17 protein-coding genes are annotated in these 18,813 nt (G+C 65.1%); 2 read left to right on the plus strand and 15 right to left on the minus strand.

What is annotated here, in order from left to right:
- From hflK to ndk, 12 genes are all read right to left on the minus strand, one after another.
- Positions 1-1,330, minus strand: a 1,330-nt coding sequence (gene hflK, locus AC1DQ3_RS32855) for an FtsH protease activity modulator HflK (RefSeq protein ID WP_477124287.1), incomplete at its 3' end; no start/stop codon positions are given.
- A gap of 104 nt (positions 1,331-1,434) precedes the next feature.
- A complete protein-coding gene (hflX, locus tag AC1DQ3_RS32860; protein ID WP_477124288.1) occupies positions 1,435-2,706 on the minus strand; it encodes a GTPase HflX in 1,272 nt (423 codons plus the stop codon).
- Between the two features lie 293 nt (positions 2,707-2,999).
- A complete protein-coding gene (gene hfq / locus AC1DQ3_RS32865) occupies positions 3,000-3,239 on the minus strand; it encodes an RNA chaperone Hfq (protein WP_006157757.1) in 240 nt (79 codons plus the stop codon).
- Between the two features lie 207 nt (positions 3,240-3,446).
- A complete protein-coding gene (gene der / locus AC1DQ3_RS32870; RefSeq protein ID WP_477124289.1) occupies positions 3,447-4,790 on the minus strand; it encodes a ribosome biogenesis GTPase Der in 1,344 nt (447 codons plus the stop codon).
- A gap of 223 nt (positions 4,791-5,013) precedes the next feature.
- Positions 5,014-6,201 (minus strand): outer membrane protein assembly factor BamB, encoded by a 1,188-nt coding sequence (gene bamB / locus AC1DQ3_RS32875; protein ID WP_477124290.1) that lies wholly within the window; start codon positions 6,199-6,201, stop codon positions 5,014-5,016.
- A 95-nt stretch (positions 6,202-6,296) separates the two neighbouring features.
- Positions 6,297-6,929 (minus strand): YfgM family protein, encoded by a 633-nt coding sequence (locus tag AC1DQ3_RS32880; protein WP_477124291.1) that lies wholly within the window; start codon positions 6,927-6,929, stop codon positions 6,297-6,299.
- Positions 6,930-7,005: 76 nt separating this feature from the next.
- Positions 7,006-8,379, minus strand: a complete 1,374-nt coding sequence (hisS, locus tag AC1DQ3_RS32885; protein WP_477124292.1) for a histidine--tRNA ligase — start codon at positions 8,377-8,379, stop codon at positions 7,006-7,008.
- A gap of 40 nt (positions 8,380-8,419) precedes the next feature.
- Positions 8,420-9,712: a flavodoxin-dependent (E)-4-hydroxy-3-methylbut-2-enyl-diphosphate synthase gene (gene ispG / locus AC1DQ3_RS32890; protein WP_477124293.1), complete on the minus strand. Its 1,293-nt coding sequence runs from the start codon at positions 9,710-9,712 to the stop codon at positions 8,420-8,422.
- Positions 9,713-9,763: 51 nt separating this feature from the next.
- Positions 9,764-10,777: a RodZ domain-containing protein gene (locus AC1DQ3_RS32895; protein ID WP_477124294.1), complete on the minus strand. Its 1,014-nt coding sequence runs from the start codon at positions 10,775-10,777 to the stop codon at positions 9,764-9,766.
- Positions 10,770-11,549: a type IV pilus biogenesis/stability protein PilW gene (pilW, locus tag AC1DQ3_RS32900; RefSeq protein ID WP_477124295.1), complete on the minus strand. Its 780-nt coding sequence runs from the start codon at positions 11,547-11,549 to the stop codon at positions 10,770-10,772. Before pilW ends, AC1DQ3_RS32895 begins: the two co-directional genes overlap by 8 nt.
- Complete coding sequence (gene rlmN / locus AC1DQ3_RS32905; protein WP_477124296.1) at positions 11,546-12,694, minus strand: dual-specificity RNA methyltransferase RlmN; 1,149 nt, start codon at positions 12,692-12,694, stop codon at positions 11,546-11,548. Before rlmN ends, pilW begins: the two co-directional genes overlap by 4 nt.
- Before the next feature lie 52 nt (positions 12,695-12,746).
- On the minus strand, positions 12,747-13,172 hold the full coding sequence (ndk, locus tag AC1DQ3_RS32910) for a nucleoside-diphosphate kinase (RefSeq protein WP_477124297.1): 426 nt from the start codon (positions 13,170-13,172) through the stop codon (positions 12,747-12,749).
- 337 nt (positions 13,173-13,509) lie between these two features.
- Between ndk and AC1DQ3_RS32915 the strand changes: the two genes are divergently transcribed.
- Positions 13,510-14,211, plus strand: a complete 702-nt coding sequence (locus tag AC1DQ3_RS32915; RefSeq protein WP_477124298.1) for a Bax inhibitor-1/YccA family protein — start codon at positions 13,510-13,512, stop codon at positions 14,209-14,211.
- 77 nt (positions 14,212-14,288) lie between these two features.
- On the opposite strand, the gene rlmD is transcribed toward AC1DQ3_RS32915, so the two are convergent.
- Positions 14,289-15,743 (minus strand): 23S rRNA (uracil(1939)-C(5))-methyltransferase RlmD, encoded by a 1,455-nt coding sequence (gene rlmD / locus AC1DQ3_RS32920; protein WP_477124315.1) that lies wholly within the window; start codon positions 15,741-15,743, stop codon positions 14,289-14,291.
- Between the two features lie 156 nt (positions 15,744-15,899).
- Between rlmD and AC1DQ3_RS32925 the strand changes: the two genes are divergently transcribed.
- Positions 15,900-16,769, plus strand: a complete 870-nt coding sequence (locus AC1DQ3_RS32925; protein WP_477124299.1) for an endonuclease/exonuclease/phosphatase family protein — start codon at positions 15,900-15,902, stop codon at positions 16,767-16,769.
- 24 nt (positions 16,770-16,793) lie between these two features.
- Here the strand turns inward: AC1DQ3_RS32925 and AC1DQ3_RS32930 are convergent, their stop codons facing one another.
- Complete coding sequence (locus tag AC1DQ3_RS32930; RefSeq protein WP_477124300.1) at positions 16,794-17,642, minus strand: 3'-5' exonuclease; 849 nt, start codon at positions 17,640-17,642, stop codon at positions 16,794-16,796.
- Positions 17,639-18,811, minus strand: coding sequence for an RNA polymerase sigma factor RpoS (gene rpoS, locus AC1DQ3_RS32935; protein WP_477124301.1), 1,173 nt, complete (start codon positions 18,809-18,811; stop codon positions 17,639-17,641). The genes AC1DQ3_RS32930 and rpoS overlap by 4 nt, the downstream gene beginning before the upstream one ends.
- Between the last annotated feature and the right edge of the window lie 2 nt (positions 18,812-18,813).

Raw genomic sequence — 18,813 nt, forward strand, 5'->3', positions numbered from 1 at the left:
CGGCAGGCGCGCTGCCGCCGGCCGCGGGCGCCGGCGCGGCGCCGGCCGCCGGCGTGCCGCCCTGCGACTGCGCCATCAGCTTGTCCAATGGCAGGTAGAGGAGATTGTTGCCCTGGCGCGAATCCACCAGCACCTTGGTCGAATTGGTATAGATCTGCTGCATGGTCTCGATGTAGATGCGGTCACGCGTCACCTGCGGGGCCTTGGCGTACTCGGCCTGGACCTGGCGGAAGCGCGAGGCATCGCCTTCGGCCTGGGCGGTCACCCGCGCCTTGTAGGCTTCGGCTTCTTCATTCAGGCGCGCCGAGGTACCCTTGGCGCGCGGAATCACATCATTGGCGTAGGCCTGGCCTTCGCTGATGGCACGCTCCCTGTCCTGGCTGGCCTTGTTGACATCGTCGAAGGCGGCCTGCACCTGCTCGGGCGGCTGCACGCTCTGCACGTTGACGGAAATCACGCGGATGCCGGTCTTGTAGGCGCTCAGGATCGACTGGATGGACTTGGCCAGGTTCTGCGCGATCTGCTCGCGGTTCTCGTAGAGCACCGCATCCATCTTGTTGCGGCCGACGATCTCGCGCACCGAGGTCTCGGCGGCCTGGGTCACCAGTTCTTCATCGCCACCGCGGTCGGTCTTGTTGTAGAACAGGAATTCGCTTGCGTCCTGGATGTCGTACTGCACCGTGAAGCGGACGTCGATGATGTTCTCGTCCTGCGTCAGCATGGACGCGTCCTTCAGGTTGCTGTCCTTGATTGAAGTGGAACGGCCCACTTCCACCGAACGCACGCCCGACAGGTTGACGATCTCGGCGGACTGGATCGGGTACGGCAGGCGCCAGTTGATACCCGGACCGGCGCTGTACTTGAACTTGCCGAACTGGAGAATGACGGCGGTCTGGCCTTCCTGCACCATGAAGAAGCCGCTGGCCAGCCAGATGCCGATCGCGGCGATCACCACCACGCCGGCGCCGATGCCCGAGCCCTTGCCCGGCGTGCGCGCACCACCGCCAAAGCCCTGGTTGCCGCCACTGCCGTTTTCCTTGCGGCCGAGCAGGCCGTTCAGGCGGCGGTTGAAATCGCGCCAAAGCTCGTCGAGGTCGGGCGGACCCTCCTGCGGGGGACGCTGGTGCTGGCGATTGTTGTCGCGGCTATCCTTGTCCTTGTCCTTGTCTTCGTCATCCGGGCCGCCCCGACCCCAACGTGGATCGTTCAACGACAGGATCGCGCGCAAACGCTGCCAGGCCGTGCGTGACGGCGCATGGCCGCCGTTGCGACCGCCTGCGCGGCTGCCAAAGGCATGGCTCGATTCAGAATTCCGGGGAAACTGGGGCATGAAGTGCACGGGTCCGGGATAGTTGGAACAGGGGGATTCTAACAGTCATCGACGCCACATTTGCCTGTTTGGGGCAATCCGGCGGCGATTTCCGTCGAACCGGCTCACTGCGTGTCGGGTTCTTCCGGATCCGTCCCGGTGTCTTCGCCATCGCGATCGTCGTAGTGCTCGTCGTAGTGCTCGTCCTGCTGCTCGTCGTCATGATAAGCCACCGCATCGGCAAGGCGCGGGTCCAGCGGCGGGCGCTCGGGCGGGCGCTCGGCCAGCCAGGTAGCCACCTCCACCAGGGCCTCGCGCAAGCCGTCCAGGCCGATACCGTCGCGCGCGCTGACGAACACGCGCGTGGGCACGCCCTCCTCGTTGCGCTCGATCCGGGGCCCCTGCTCCAGCAGTTCGGGTGCCGCGTCGATCTTGTTCATCACCACGATCTGGGGGATGTCGTCGGCATTGATTTCGGCCAGCACGCGGTTGACCTGCTCGATCTGCTCGTGGCGCACGGGGCTGGAGGCGTCGACCACATGCAGCAGCAGGTCCGCATGCACGGTCTCCTCCAGCGTGGCCCGGAAGGCAGCCACCAGCTGGGTAGGCAGATCGCGGATAAAACCGACGGTATCCGACAACACCACATTGCCCACGCCGTCCAGGTACAACCGGCGCGAGGTGGTGTCCAGCGTGGCGAACAACTGGTCGGCGGCGTAGGCGCGCGCCTTGGTCAGGGCATTGAACAGCGTCGACTTGCCGGCGTTGGTATAGCCCACCAGCGAGATGCTCAGGGTGTCGTTGCGCGCGCGCGCCCGGCGCTGCGTGCTGTGCTGGCGCTGCAGCCGCGCCAGGTCCGCCTTCAGCCGCTTGGCGCGTTCGTCCAGCAAGCGGCGATCGAGCTCGAGCTGGCGCTCGCCGGGGCCGCCGCGCATGCCGATACCGCCCTTCTGCCGCTCCAGGTGGCTCCAGGCGCGGACCAGCCGCGAAGCCTGGTACTGGACCTGGGCAAGCTCGACCTGCACCTTGCCGACGTGGCTCTGTGCCCGCTGGCCGAAGATATCCAGGATCAGGCCAGTACGGTCGATCACGTGCCGCTGCAGGAAACGCTCGAGATTGCGCTGCTGGGCAGGGCTGAGCGTGTGGTTGAACACCACCACGTCGGCGTCGAGCGCATCGGCGGCTTCCTTCAGCTCCTCCGCCTTGCCGGAACCGATGAACAGCGCCGGGTCCGGACGCGACCGGCGTCCGGTCAGCGTATGCACCGGCGTGGAGCCCGCGGTCGACGTCAGCAACGCCAACTCGCTCAGGCTTTCCTGGAAATCATGCTTACCGAAATCGACGCCGACGAGGATGGCACGGGAGGATTCGGAATTGGAGGTAGCTCTGGATTGCAAACGGGAGGATCGCGAAACGCGAGAAAGGAAACGGGTTGGAACCGGCTGTGAGGCAGTAGCGGGTGCCGCGAGGCAAGCGCCGTGGACCGGAGAGACGTTCGAAGCGGGACGCTATCCGCGGTGGCACGCACCAGGGTGAAGCATGTCCCTGCGCCTGGCCTTTGTGCGGCCAGGATGGCCGGCGTCGTCTGGTGTCGCGCCAGCGCATCTGGCCCCGGTGCGACACCTGCTACTGGCGGCCGTGTCGTGGTACGACCGGCCCGCCGGAAAACTGCGGAACACTCCGCGAAAGATCAGCCCTCTGCCGTTTCGTCCACGCGGAAATTCACGGCGCGGGCCGGTACGACGGTGGAAATCGCATGCTTGTAGACCATCTGCGTCACGGTATTGCGCAACAGGACGACGTACTGGTCGAACGACTCGATATTGCCTTGCAGCTTGATGCCATTGACGAGGTAGATGGATACCGGTACGTGCTCTTTGCGCAGCGCGTTCAGGAACGGGTCTTGTAGCAATTGCCCTTTGTTGCTCATGGCACACTCCAAATTTATAGATTTAGTGATGGATGATGGGGACGATAATCCCCGATTCAAGTCAAACGGCGCAAAACCGCGCCAAAAAAGTTCAAAACGGTACCAAGCCAGCATCGCCTCGCAGGGAACCCCCTGCTACCGTGAATTTAGCCTCAGTTCCAAACGAACGCAAACGAAAACTTGCCCGCACTGGCTCCGCTGCCCGACTCAATCCTTCGAGTCCGCATACGGGTTTTTGTTCGTACGAAATTCGATGCGAAGCGGCGTGCCCTTCAATTTGAAAGCCGAGCGGAAGCGGTTCTCGAGGTAACGCCGATAGGTATCTGCAATGCCGGAAAGCGAGTTGCCGTGCACGATGATGATGGGCGGGTTGGAACCGCCCTGGTGCGCGTAGCGCAGCTTGGGCCGGGTCGCGCCGACACGCCGCGGCTGCTGGAACTCGACCGCTTCCTGCAGGATCCGCGTGAGCTGCGGCGTGGGCAGCTTGACCATGGCCGCGGCGTAAGCGTCATCCACCGAGCGCAACAATGCGCTGATGCCGCTGCGCTCCTTCGCCGATACGAAATGGAAGTTGGCGAAGTCGAGGAACTGCAGCTTGCGTTCCAGATCGTGCTTGATGCGGTCGCGGCTGTGCCCGTCGAGGCCATCCCACTTGTTGACGCCCACCACCAGCGCGCGGCCGGATTCGACGATAAAGCCCGCGATGTGGGCATCCTGCTCCGACACGTCCTGCTGCGCGTCAAGCAACAGCACCACCACGTTCGCATCGGCGATCGACTGCAGCGTCTTGACCACCGAGAACTTCTCGATCGCCTCGAACACCTTGCCACGCTTGCGCAGGCCGGCCGTATCGATCAGCGTGTAGGGCTTGCCGCCGCGCTCGAACTCCACATAGATGGCGTCCCGCGTGGTGCYGGGCATGTCGAACGCGATCACGCGCTCTTCGCCGATCAGCGTATTGACCATCGTGGACTTGCCCACGTTGGGCCGGCCCACGATGGCGATCTTGACGCCGCGCTGGACACCATCGTCTTCCTCGGCGAGCTCGGGCCGCTCCTTCACGGCCAGCTCGAGCGCCTCGTCGACGAGTTCGCCCACGCCATCGCCGTGGGTAGACGAGATGGCATAGGGATCGCCCATGCCCAGCTCGTAGAACTCGGACACCACGGTGGTGTACTTCATGCCCTCGGCCTTGTTCACGGCCAGCATGACGCGGCGCCCGGTCTTGCGCAGGTAATCGGCGATCACCCGGTCCTGGGGCGCCAGCCCGAGGCGGCCGTCGACGAGGAAGATCACCACGTCGGCCTCGACCACGGCCTGGCGGGTCTGCTTGGCCATCTCGGCGACAATGCCGTCCTTGGCCACAGGCTCGAAGCCGCCGGTGTCGATGCAGATGAACGGACGTTCACCGATGCGGCCTTCGCCATAGTGGCGATCGCGCGTGAGCCCGGGCAGATCGGCGACAAGCGCGTCGCGCGAGCGGGTCATGCGGTTGAATAGCGTCGACTTGCCCACATTGGGGCGGCCGACCAGAGCGATAACTGGTTTCATGCAATAAACGGAAATGGGGGCCGGCAGATGCCGCCCCCCAGGAACTCCGGAGTGATATGGGTCCGACGGCCGGGCGTCGCGCGCCTGGCCACTTTTCCTGTCGGGCAGCCGGGTTCGCTTTGCAACCCGACCTCTTTCACCTGCACGGCCAGGAGGGCCATGCTACCGGATTGGCGCTGCCCATGCCGACAGGTGCACGGACAGTCGCCATGATGTTGACGCCTCAGTCCGGCACGAAGCCGTAGAGGTTGCCGTCGCGCGTCTGCACCACCAGGGATGCGCCCGCCACCACCGGCGCAGCGGTAATCTCGCTGCCATCGGTCTTCAGGCGTGCCACGAACCGGCCGTCCTCGCGCGAGATGAAGTGTACATAGCCTTCGTAGTCGCCCGCCACCACCGAACGACCCACCGCAAGCGGCGTGCCGAGACGGCGGTACAGCAACTGATCGTTCTTCCAGCGTTCGGTGCCGTTCTGGCGGTCGAAGGCATGGACCACCGAGCGTTCGTCGCTGGCGTACAGCGAGCCGTCATCCTGCGCGGGACCGGTCGGCGACGAGAAATCCTTGCCCCATTGCGGCTGGCCATTGCTCAGTTCGAGGCAGGCGATCCGGCCCTGGAACGTGGTGGCGCAAACCTGGCGGCCGTTGACCATGGGCTGGCCCGTCACGTCGTTGAGCCGCTCGATCTCGGACACGCCCTTCGGATAGGAGACCGTGCTCTCCCAGCGCAGCACGCCATTGCCGGGAGCAAGGACGCCCAGCTTGCCGCCGGGGAAGCCCATCACGATGCCGTCGCCGGCAAACACCATGCCCATCGACGCGCGCAGGTTGAGCGCGGTCTGCGAGCGCTGGTAGATCCAGCGGCGCTCGCCGGTCTGCGCATCCAGGCCCAGCACGCGGGTGTCGGTCGTGCGCACCACCACCAGGCCGTTGCCGACCAGCGGCGCGGAGAGGACCTCGCCATTGACCTGCTTCTTCCAGATCTGCTTGCCGCTGGCGTCAAAGGCGAACACCGCACCCTTCTCGCCCGCCACTGCAGTGACGTCGCCGTCGCTGCCCGGGCCGGTGGTCAGGTCGATGTCGGTCCTGGCCTCCCACAGGGTCCTCCCGGTGACGCCGTCGAGCGCCACCACCTTGCCACCGTTGGAGGACGCATAGACGGTGCTACCGGAGACGGTGGGTTGCAGCGAGTAGGGGCCGCCCTTGCCGACGCTGGCCTTCCAGGCCTGGCGGACCGACAGCGTCTGGGTGATCGGCTTGAGTTCGACCGGCGTACGCTTGTCACTCTTGCTGAACAGCGAGCAGCCGCCAAGGCTGGCGACGCTGGCCGCACAAGCGGCGGCCACCACCAGGGCGCGGACGAAATTGCCGTGTTGCTGGTTCTGGGCCGTGCCGGAAAACAATGACTTCATGAGGTTCCGATCCTGATTGGGGTTGAAGCGCAAGAGTGCGGGCATGCGCGACTGCGCATCCCCGCGGGCCTGTCGTCGAGCCGGATTGACCGCCTTCAGGCGGTGCCCAGCGCGTCGAGCTTGAACTGGATGATCTGGCGCATGGCGGCGTCATTGGCGCTCAGCTTGTCGAGTGCCTTCTGGTAGGCCGAGCGTGCTTCCGCGCGCTTGTCCTGGGCCGCCAGCAGATCGCCGCGGCTGTCCGCATACAGCGCCACGAACGGTGCCGGCGGCTCGTCCTTGAGCAGCGCCAGGCCCTGGTCGTACGCCTTTTCGTCGAGCAGCACGCCGGCCAGGCGCACGCGCGCGAGGTGGGCATAATCGCCGTCGCCATGGTCGATCGCCCACTGCAGCTGGGTCTTCGTGCCGGCCAGGTCGCCTGCATCGTACAGCACCTTGGCCGACACCAGCGCGGTCATCGGGCCATAGGCGGTCTTGCCGAACTTCTGCTCCAGGTCGCCGGCGGCTCGCTTGATCCGCTCGACGTCGCGGCTCTCGGCAGCCTTGACGACCTGCTCGTACAGCAGCGCGGCTTCGCCGGCCTGCTTGCGCTGCCAGTAGTTCCAGCCGCTCCAGGCAGCGAAGGCCAGCAAGCCGGCGATCAGGGCCCAGGTCACGGTGTTGCCGTACTGCCGCCACCAGGCCTTGAGGCTTTCAAGCTGTTCCTGTTCTTCTAGATCGTAAGCCATGTCGAGGGATCCACCCGCGTGTGTTTGTTGTAAGGGAGCGCGCCGCGCGCGCCCCCGGTTCTGCAGCCTGGTTGGCTTATTCGCTGGCGCCGACCATGGCGTCGATGATGTGGGCAACCAGTTCTTCGGCCGCTACAGTGACCTGCGCGCCACCGCCTTCGGCCTGGGCGCCCTGGCGCAGATCCTTGACCTGAGCCGTGCCCGCCGCCACTTCGTCGTCGCCAATGATAACGGCATAGGCCGCGCCGCTACCGTCGGCGCGCTTCATCTGCGATTTGAAGCTGCCGCTCTTGCCGTCCGGCGTGGCATGCAGCAGCGCGTCGAGGCCGGCATCGCGCAGCCGCTCGGCGACGAGCATGGCCTGCTGGCCCGCCGCTTCGCCCTGGTGAACGAGGTACACATCGCACCCCTGCGCCTGCGGCGCGAGTTTTTCCTCGCGCAGCAGCTCGATGATGCGCTCGATGCCCATCGCCCAGCCGCATGCTGGCGCCGGCTTGCCGCCCATCTGCGCGATCAGCGGATCGTAGCGGCCGCCGCCTGCGATGGTCCCCTGCGCGCCGAGCTTGTCGGTGATCCACTCGAACACGGTCAGGTTGTAGTAGTCCAGCCCGCGCACCAGGCGCGGATTGATCTTGAACGGGATGTTGTTGGCCTTGAGCAGACGCTGCACGCCGTCGAAGTGAGCCAGCGATTCCTCGCCCAGGAAGTCGATCAGCTTGGGCGCGTTGCCAGCCATTTCCTGCAGCGCCGGATTCTTGGTGTCCAGCACGCGCAGCGGGTTGGTGTACAGGCGGCGCTTGCCGTCTTCGTCAAGCATGTCCTGGAAGCCTTCCAGGTACTTGACCAGTTCATCGCGATGCGCGGCCCGCTCATGCGCCTGGCCCAGCGAATTGAGCTCCAGCCGCACCCCGACCAGGCCGAGGTCGTCCCACAGGCGCTGGCACATCATGATGATCTCGGCATCCACGTCGGGACCGGCAAAGCCGAGCGCCTCCGCGCCAAGCTGGTGGAACTGGCGATAGCGCCCGCGCTGGGGACGCTCGTGGCGGAACATCGGGCCGGTGTACCACAGGCGCTTGGGACCGTCGTACAGCAGGTTGTGCTCGATCGTGGCGCGCACCGCGGCCGCCGTGCCCTCGGGGCGCAGCGTCAGTTGCTCGCCGTTGAGGGCGTCGGTGAAGGAATACATCTCCTTCTCGACGATGTCGGTGACTTCGCCGATGCCGCGCACGAACAGCTGGGTGTGCTCGACGATGGGCGTGCGGATCTGCTGGTAGCCGTAGGCGCGCAGCATGGCGCGCGCGGCGTTCTCGAAATGCTCCCACAGCGGCGCGTCGGCGGGCAGCATGTCGTTCATGCCCTTGACGCCCTGCAGTGCCTTGGGCAACTTGATCTTGCTGTCGGCCTTGGCGCCGTCGCTGGCGGCCGCGGTATTCACGGGTTGATTCATCTTCTCTTGTCTTTTCCCTGCAGCGCCTGGCCTGGAAAGCTCAGGCTGCCGCCTCATTGCCTGCGCCCCCGGCGTTCTTGCCGTAACGGGTGCGCACATAGTCATCGACGATCGCCTGGAATTCCTCGGCAATCCGATCGCCGCGCAGCGTCTTGACCTTGACGCCGTCGACGAACACCGGCGCGGCCGGCGATTCGCCGGAGCCCGGCAGCGAGATGCCGATATTGGCATGCTTGCTTTCGCCCGGCCCGTTCACGATACATCCCATCACCGCGACATCCATCTCTTCCACGCCCGGGTAGGCGGTCTTCCAGGTCGGCATCTGCTCGCGCAGGTAGCTCTGGATGCTGGACGCCAGTTCCTGGAAGGTGGTGCTGGTGGTGCGGCCGCAGCCCGGGCATGCAATCACCATCGGGGTGAAATTGCGCAGGCCCATGGTCTGCAGGATCTCCTGCCCCACATAGACTTCCTTCTCGCGCGCGGCACCGGGTTCCGGCGTCAGCGAGATGCGGATGGTGTCTCCGATGCCCTCCTGCAGCAGCACGGACAGCGCCGCCGTGGAGGCCACGATGCCCTTGCTGCCCATGCCCGCCTCGGTCAGCCCGAGGTGCAAGGCGTAGTCGCAGCGCTTGGTCAGCTCGCGGTACACCGCGATCAGTTCCTGCACCTGCGAGACCTTGCATGACAGGATGATCTGGTTGCCGGGCAGGCCGATTTCCTCGGCCTTCATGGCCGACTCGATGGCGGACGTGATCAGCGCCTCGACCATCACGTTCTGGGCCGGCCACGGCTCGGCGCGCTGGGCGTTCTCGTCCATGACGCGCGCCAGCAGCGACTGGTCCAGGCTGCCCCAGTTCACGCCGATGCGCACCGGCTTGTCATAGCGGCAGGCCAGCTCGATCATCTGCGCGAACTGCGTGTCGCGCTTCGCGCCCTGCCCCACGTTGCCGGGGTTGATGCGGTACTTCGACAGCGCCTGGGCGCAGTCGGGGAAATCATGCAGCAGCTTATGCCCGTTGTAGTGGAAATCACCCACCAGCGGCACGTTCACGCCCATGCGGTCCAGCTGCTCGCGCAGCGCGGGCACCGCCGCCGCGGCTTCCGGCGTATTGACCGTGATGCGCACGATCTCGGAACCGGCGCGCGCCAGTTCCTTGACCTGGATCGCGGTGCCGATGGCGTCCACCGTGTCGGTATTCGTCATCGACTGCACACGCACGGGGGCATCGCCACCGATCGTGACCACATTGTCGCCCCACACCACGCGCGCCTGGCGCGTCTTGCGACGGGGCAGCGGGCCGGGCAGTACCGGCATACAAGCCTGTTGATTCATGGCATTACCACCTTGCAATGCGAGAGACACGCATGATTGGAGAAACAGCGTTCAGGGCAGCGTCAGGCGCGCCACATTGTTGCGATCCGCCGCCTTCAGGTCGACCGGCGCACCGTTGCGGGTCAGCGACTCGACGCCTTTGACGTTGCCGATCACGATTTTATAGGGCGGTGTGCCGCCGCCGCTCAGATCCTGGCCGGCACGTGCCGTGCCACCGAGTACAACCTTGCCGCTACGGTCACGGATCTCGTACCAGGTCTCGGAAGCAAAACGGATGCGCAGATCGCCGGAAACAGGGGTCGCAGCGGGCGTCGCGGGCGCGGCTGGCGCTGCCGCAGCTGGCGCCACTTGGGCCACTTGGGGCACTGGCGCCACTGCCGAAGCAGCAACCGCGGCAGGGGCCGGGGCTGCCGGCACCACCGCGGCCGGGCTGATGGCCGGCAGCGCCTCGGACGGCGCGGGGGCGTCGGACGCCGCCATCACCGGCGGCAGCGCGGCCGTCACGGTACCAGGCCCTGAGCCTTGCACCGCGGCTTCCGCGGCCGGGGGCGCCGTGAGGTTTTCCTTGCGCGTCTCAAGCCACTGCTTGAAATGGTCCAGGCCGAACAACACCCCGCCGCCGATCAAGGCCACCACCAGGGCCAGCCAGATCCAGCGTCCACCGGAGCCGCTCGAGCCAAAGCGCTTGCGGTCGTCGAAGCTTTCGTTCAAGCCGCCTTCCCGGCGCATGCCGATGTCCACCACCGGCACGGCCTGCGCGTGAAAGCGAGCCAGCAAGGTATCGATATCGACCTGGAGCATGCGCGCGTAGGCGCGCATCACACCCTTGGCAAAGGTCAGGTCCGGCAATGCCGCGACGTCGCCCTGCTCGATCGCGGCCAACTTGTGCGAGGCGACCTTCAGTCGCGCACTGATATCTTCCAGCGAGAAACGCTGGTCCCGGCGCGCTTGCGCCAGGCGTTCGCCTATCTCGCGCGCCACCGCCTCGCGTCCGGCGTCGGCGGCGGTGCCGCCCACATGACCCGTCGCTGCGATCTGGCCTTCAGCGCGCTCGTGCTCACTCATCCCATGCTCCTTGTTCGTATGCGGTCAACTCACGCGAGTCGGGGAAACGGCTGCGCAGCTTTGCCACCAGGGCATTCTGCGCCGCCACGTCGCCCTGACGGCGGGCAATGCGCGCACCCAGCCAGAGGGATTGCGCGCTGACGAAATTGCCGTTGTTGACGCGCCCGACATACTGCTGGGCCTGCTGGTAGTCGCCGCGCCGGTAGTACAGCAGCGCCAGGTTGTTATTCGCCACCGCATTGTTGCGATCGAATCGCAGCGCGCCAAACAGGCTTTTCTCGGCCTCCTCGTCCTTGCCATTGCGCAGCTGGCAGGCACCGAGGCTGGTCAGGGCCTTGCCCGGCCCGTTCGCCGACGGCGCGGACACCGCGCGCTCCAGGTACGGCACGGCCTCGGCATAGCGCCCGTTGATGCACAGGAACCAGCCATAGTTGTTCAGAACGTCGCCATCGTCGGCGCGCATCGCCAGCGCGGTGCGAAAGCTGTCCTCGGCCAGCGCGCGTTCATTCATATTCATATAGACCAGCGCGCGTATATGGTACGCATCGACCAGGGTCGGGTCGATCGCGATGGCCTGTTTCGCCTCGTCCAGCGCGACGGTGTACTGTCCGGCCTCCAGATAACTGGTTGCCAGCTGGAGGCGGATGGTGGCGCGCCGGTTAATGTCGGTCTGGTCGGATGCCGTCTGCAAACCCGGCCCGGCCGGCGGCGGCAACTGGCAGGCAGACAGCAGCACCAGCCCCATCAGGACCGCGACTATCAGACGCGTCATGCAGGGCGCGCCTCTTGCGGCTGGCTCGGAGCGGCCACGATCGGCGTGATCTTGCCGAACTTGCCACGCTGCGCCAGGCGGGTGCGGTCCTTGACCTCGCCGGCCAGCTGGCCGCAGGCGGCATCGATATCGTCGCCGCGCGTCTTGCGGATGGTGGTGACGATGCCGGCGTCCATCAAGACCTGGGCGAAGCGGCGGATCTGCTCGTTGTTCGAGCGCTTGAGGCCCGACTCCGGGAAGGGATTGAACGGGATCAGGTTGAACTTGCATGGCACATCGGCCACCAGCTTCAGCAGTTCCCGGGCATGCTCGACGCCGTCGTTGACGCCATCCAGCATGCAGTATTCGAAAGTGATGAAATCGCGCGGGGCGAATTCGAGATAACGGCGGCAGGCCGCCATCAGTTCGGCCAGCGGGTACTTCTTGTTGAGCGGCACCAGCATGTCGCGCAACGGATCGTTGGACGCGTGCAGCGAAACCGCGAGCGCCACGGGCAGATCCTTCGACAAACGGTCCATCATCGGCACCACGCCGGAGGTGGACAGCGTCACGCGCCGGCGCGACAGCCCGTAGGCATGGTCGTCCAGCATCAGGCGCATGGCGGGTACTACCTGGTCGTAGTTGAGCAGCGGCTCGCCCATGCCCATCATCACCACATTGGAGATGACGCGGTCGTCCTTGGGGCCACGGCCCAGCTGGGCACGCATGGCGAACTCGGCCATCCATAACTGGCCGATGATCTCGCCAGTGGACAAGTTGCGCGAGAAGCCCTGCTTGCCGGTGGAGCAGAACCGGCAGTTGACGGCGCACCCCGCCTGGGAAGACACGCACAGCGTGCCGCGCGTCTCCTCGGGGATGTACACCGTCTCCACCGCATCGCCGGCGCCTACGTCGAGCAGCCACTTGCGCGTGCCGTCGGCCGACAGGTTGTCGGTGATGACGGCAGGCGAGCGGATCTCGGCGCGCGTGGCGAGCTTTTCGCGCAGCGACTTGGCGAGATCCGACATGGCATCGAAACGGCTGGCGCCGAACTGGTGGATCCAGCGCTGCAACTGCCGCGCACGAAACGGCTTCTCGCCGAGCTCGCCGCAATAGGCGGTAAGCGCGTCCGCATCCAGGTCGAGCAGGTTGACGAGAGTCTTCATGACGGCAGTATCGACTTCAATATCAGTCTAGTCCGGGCAATTAAGCAGACAATCAGCGGCTGTAAACGTTCATGCCGGGGAAGAAGAAAGCAATTTCGACGGCAGCGGTTTCCGCTGCGTCCGAGCCGTGCACGGCGTTGGCGTCGATGCTGTCGGCGAAATCGGCGCGGATGGTGCCGGGTTCAGCCTTCTTCGGGTCGGTGGCGCCCATCAGGTCGCGGTGCTTGGCGATGGCGTTCTCGCCTTCCAGGGCCTGGATGATGACCGGGCCGGAAATCATGAAGTCCACCAGGTCCTTGAAGAACGGGCGGGCTGCGTGCACGGCATAGAACTGCTCGGCTTCGCCGCGCGACAGGTGAACCATCTTGGCAGCCACGATCTTCAGGCCGGCGGCCTCGAAACGAGCGTAAATCTGGCCAATGACATTCTTTGCCACGGCATCCGGCTTGATAATCGACAGGGTGCGTTCGATCGCCATAAATACTCCGAAAAATGAAGGGGTTACAACTGGATTAAACGTGCAATTCTAGCACGAGACAGTTATGGTTTCGAGAATGCGCATGGCCTCGCGTCGCTGAACGCAGGGACTGATGGAGCTTGCGTCATAAAGTGGCACAAAGATCATATTAAACTGACCGTCACGTGCAGGGAACGCACAAGCCCTTGGGCGATCAAACCACCACTGGCAGCGCGGATTTCCCGGAAAAGTGGCGAATGAGTTCCCCGCCTCTTGCAATTCCCTCCMGGCGGTGCCACATTTGCGTTGTGCCCGCCGGGTTACCCCGGCGCCTCACCGTTTTGAGACAGGAGTCACCATGGATAACAAGCTGAACACATACAGTTTCGGCAGCGGCACCGCGACGAGCGACGTTGTGGTGCGCAATCGGGTCATGCGCAACACTTACTGGTTGCTCGCCATTTCGATGATCCCCACCGTGCTCGGTGCCTGGATCGGCGTCACCACCGGATTCAGCCTGATGAAGGGCAGCCCGGGCCTGTCGCTGATCCTGTTCCTGGGCATCGCATTCGGCTTCTTCTATGCCATCGAGAAGACCAAGAACAGCAGCATGGGCGTCGTCCTGCTGCTGGCCTTCACTTTCTTCATGGGCCTGATGCTGTCGCGCCTGATCGGTTCTGTCCTGCAGTTCTCGAACGGTCCGGCACTGATCATGTATGCCTTTGGCGGCACAGCGGCGGTATTCGGCGCCATGGCCACCATCGCCACCGTCAGCAAGCGCGACTTCTCCGGGCTGAGCAAATTCCTGTTCGTCGGCGTGATCCTGCTGATCCTGGCTAGCGTCGCCAATATCTGGCTGCAGTTGCCGTCGCTGATGATCACGGTGTCGGTGATCGCCATCGGCATTTTCTCGGCCTATATCCTCTTCGACGTGCAGCGCGTGCTGAATGGCGGCGAGACCAACTACATCACGGCAACGCTGGCGATCTACCTGGACGTGTACAACGTCTTCGCCAACCTGCTGGCATTGCTGGGCATTTTCGGCGGCAGCCGCGACTGAGGCAGGCGGCCTCGCCGCCCTGCTCCGGAACTGAAAAGGCCAGCGCTCGCGCTGGCCTTTTTCTTTGGCGCCAGGCGTCAGCCGCGGTCGAACACGGCGATCGACTCGACGTGCGAGGTGTGCGGGAACATATTGACCACCCCCGCGCCGGACAGGCGGTAGCCGGCCTCGTGCACCAGCAGGCCGGCGTCCCGCGCCAGCGTGGCCGGGTTGCAGGACACGTAGACGATGCGCTGGGGCAGCACAGCGCTGCCCGCCCGGGCCAGTTCGCCCAGCGCCTTGCTCACCGCCAGCGCACCTTCGCGGGGCGGATCGATCAGCCAGCGGTCGAAAGGTCCCAGCGCGGCGATATCCTCGGCGCCCACCTCGAACAGGTTGCGGCAAGCGAATTCGGTCTTGTGGTCCAGGCCGTTGACCGCCGCATTGGCCAGCGCCCGCCGGGTCAGGACCTCGCTGCCTTCGATCCCCGTCACCGAGCGCCCGCGCGTGGCCAGCGGCAGCGTGAAGTTGCCGATACCGCAGAACAGGTCGAGCAGCCGGTCGTCCGGCTGGGCATCCAGCAAGCGCAGGGCCCGGACGATCAGCGCACGGTTGATCTGGTGGTTGACCTGTGTAAAGTCGGTCGGCTTGAACGGCATGCGGATATTGAACTCCGGCAGCGTATAGGCCAGCTCGCGGTCAAGCGGGTAGAACGGCACCACCGTGTCCGGCCCCTTGGGCTGCAGCCAGAACTGCACGTTGTGCCGGTCCGCGAAGGCGCGCAGCAGCGCCTCGTCGGCCTCGGTCAGCGACGCCAGGATACGCAGCACCAGTACGGTCACATCCTGCCCCACCGCCAGTTCGACCTGCGGCATGCGGTCACGGATCGAGAGACCCGTAATCAGCTCGCGCAGGGGCATCAGCAGGGCCGAAACATGCGGCGGCAGCACTTCGCAATGCGTCATATCGGCCACATAGCTGCTCTTCCGCTCATGGAAGCCGACCAGCGCCGTGCCCCTTTTGGCCACGTACCGCACGCTCAGGCGCGCCCGGTAGCGATATCCCCAGTCAGGGCCCGCGATGGGACGGAACACCACGTCCGGACGCAGCTTCGACAGGTGCCACAGATCGTCCTCCAGCACGCGTTGCTTGATGGCCACCTGGGCGCGCACATCCAGGTGCTGCATCGAGCAACCGCCACAGACGCCGAAGTACTGGCAACCCGGCGTCACGCGCATCGACGAAGACTTCTTGATCTCGACCAGATTCGCCTGCTCGTAACTTGCCTTGCGCTTGAAGCTGCGGTAGCTGACCGTCTCGCCCGGCAGCGCGCCTTCGACGAAAATCACCTTGCCGGGGGTGCCGTCCTCGTTGACCAACCGGCCAACGCCCCGCGCCTCCATATCGAGGCTGTGGATCTGCACAACGGGCTGCGCCGTGGGCGCAGACGGAGCGGAGACGGGCGTTGCATGAGTATCGTATGCGCCATATATTGGCGCAGATTGGGCTTGCGGACGAGTCACGGCTTGGGACACCTGGGAGACCTGACGTATTGTTTTGTAAAAGCGCGATTGTAGTCCAGACGCTGCGGTGAGCGGCCGCGCGGCGGCCTCGATGTCACGACAACGGGACAAGCGCGCGAGATAGGCGCAACATGGGCGCAGCAGGCGCGTGGCGCTGCGCGCAACGGATTCGAGCAGGGAGACGACATGGAACTGATTTCCTGGAATATCCAGTGGGGTCGTGGCGCCGACGGGCGCGTGGACCTGGCTCGCACGGTCCGGACCCTGTATGCAATCGCGGAGGCCGATGTGCTTTGCCTGCAGGAAGTGACAAGGGGCTACGGCGACCTCGCCGGCGGACCTGGCCCCGACCAGGTGGCCGAACTGGCGGCACTGCTCCCCGGCTACCGGATTCTCTATGCGCCAGCGGTGGACCGTTTCACCGCGGACGGCTCGCCGCGCCAGTTCGGCAACCTGATCGCCACCCGCCTGCCGCTGTGCGAAGTGTTCCGCCACGCCCTGCCCTGGCCCGCCGATTCGACCGTGCCCTCGATGCCGCGCGTCGCGCTGGAGGCGACCGTGCTGGATGGCGATCAGCGCTTGCGCGTGATCTGTACCCATCTCGAGTACTACTCGACGCATCAGCGCGCGGCCCAGACCGACGCCCTGCGCGCATGGCACCGCGAAGCCTGCGAGCACGCCAGCCAGCCCGGCCCGCGTGAGGCCAGCCCCGGCCCGTTCACGCCGGAAGCACGTCCCGCTTCTGCCGTATTGTGCGGCGACTTCAACAGCGTGCCGGACGATATTGCCTATCTGCGCATGCTGGCGCCGTACGACAATTCCCACGAAACCGGCATCATCGGCTGGCACGACGCCTGGATGCACGCCCATCCCGGCACGCCCCATGCGCCCACCTGCGCCTTGCACGACAAGGATCAGTGGCCGGAAGCACCATTTGCATGCGACTTCGTCTTCCTCACGGAGGACCTGCTGTCGCGCGTGCTGTGCTGCAAGGTAGACGCCGAAACACAGGCTTCGGACCACCAGCCGATCTACCTGTCGCTGGCGGACGAATAAGGGGGACGTGGGGCGCTGTCGCCGTCAGATCTCCGGTTCTTCGTCGCCATCGGCGCCGGCGTGCACCGGCTTGATGCGGAAGGACCGGAGGTATTCCATCCACTGGGCACCCGGCAGCTCGGCCAGCGATTCCTGCACGAATTCGATCTCGGTATCGAACTGCCTGGGCGTCAGGCCGCCGCGCATCAGCTGGAAGCGGCAGTACATCAGGTAGGTGTTGACGACGTCGGTCTCGCAGTAATCGCGGATCGCGTCCAGCTGGCCGTCCTGGTAGGCCTGCCAGACCTTGCTGCCGTCCATCCCCATCTTGCCGGGAAAGCCGCACAGCTTGGCCAGGTCATCGAGCGGCGCGCTGGCGCGCGGCTGGTACATCGCCAGCAGGTCCATCAGGTCCAGGTGCCGCATGTGGTAGCGGCTGATGTAGTTGTTCCACTTGAAATCGCGGCTGTCGGACTCGCTGCCCTCGCCCATTTCCCAGTAGCGCGGCGCCACGATGCCGTGGACCAGGCCGCGGTAGTGCAGCACGGGCAGATCGAAGCCGCCGCCGTTCCACGACACCATCTGGGGCGAATAGCGCGCCACCAGGTCATAGAACTTCTGGATCAGCACCGCCTCGCCGTCTTCCAGCGTGCCCAGCGAGCCAACGTGGAAAACCGGACTGCCGTCGCGCTGGTTACGGCGCAGCACGCAGGAAATGGCAGCGATGCGCTGCAGGTAGTGCGGCAGGAAATCGCTGCCGTTTTTCTCGCGGCGGGCCGCGAAGGCATGTTCGGCGACTTCGGCGTCGCTCATGGAATCGGGATGGTCGTGCAGACGACGCAAACCATCGACATCGGGAATCGTCTCGATGTCGAAGACCAGCACAGGTGTCATAGAACTGCGTCCTTGCGTACGCCTTGCGAAGCAAAATGGCGTTTGAGCTTGACCAGCGCCTCTTGCTGGATCTGGCGCACGCGCTCGCGCGTCAGCCCCATTTCCTCTGCAAGCTCTTCCAGCGTGGCCGGTTCGATATGGTTGAGGCCGAAGCGGCGCTCCACCACGTAGCGGTGTTTTTCCGACAGGCGCGCCAGCCACTGTTTCATCAGGTTTTCCAGCTCCCGGTGCGCGACTTCCTGGTCGGGCGCGGCGTTGTGCTCGTCCGAGAGGAAATCGAGCAGGCTGGAGCCCGGATCGAGATCGAAAGGCGTGTCTAGCGAGGTGGTGTGCTCGTTGAGCGCGAGCACGTCCTGCACTTCGTCGGGGGTCTTGCCAAGCAGATGGGCAATGTCTTCCAGGCTGGCATCGCGGCCGTCGGTGCCGCCCTTTTCCAGATGGCGCTTGGCGCGCAGCACCTGGTTGAGTTCGCGGATGACATGGACCGGCAGGCGCACGGTACGCGCCTGGTTCATGATGGCGCGCTCGATGCTCTGGCGGATCCACCAGGTGGCGTAGGTCGAGAAACGGAAGCCACGCGAGGGATCGAATTTCTCGATCGCGTGCATCAGGCCGAGATTGCCTTCCTCGATCAGATCGAGCAGCGGCACGCCGCGATTGAGGTAGCCCTTGGCAATGCTGACCACCAGCCGCAGGTTGCGCTCGATCATGACCTGGCGCGCGGAGAAATCCCCGCCCTTGGCCAGCGTGGAGAAATGCAGCTCCTCGGGCGCCGACAGCAGCGGCTTGATGCTGATGCGATTCAGGTAATGCTGGACGGTATCGGCTGCCAGTTCCGTATGCAGCACGGTGCGGAAATCGTCATGGTCGGGCGCTGCTGCCTCGGTACCGTTTTCGGCTTCCTCTTCGTCCTCGGACTCATCCTCGTCCTCGTCGCGGGCCTGTCGTTCGACTTCCTCGACCATCAGGTCGGCCTCGCGCAATCCTACCGCCGTACCGGTGGTGATGGGCTCATCGGTCAGCGGCACCATGTCGGCTGCCGGGTCCTGTTCATAGGCCTCGGCATCGGCGTCGGCTCGCGCCACACCAGCGGACTGCTGCAACTCCGGCTGCTTGGAACGCCGGGTCCGGCTGGTGCTTCCGGCAGAGACAGTTTTCTGGCGTGGCATGA

The organism is Cupriavidus sp. 01T418 (assembly GCF_056398885.1).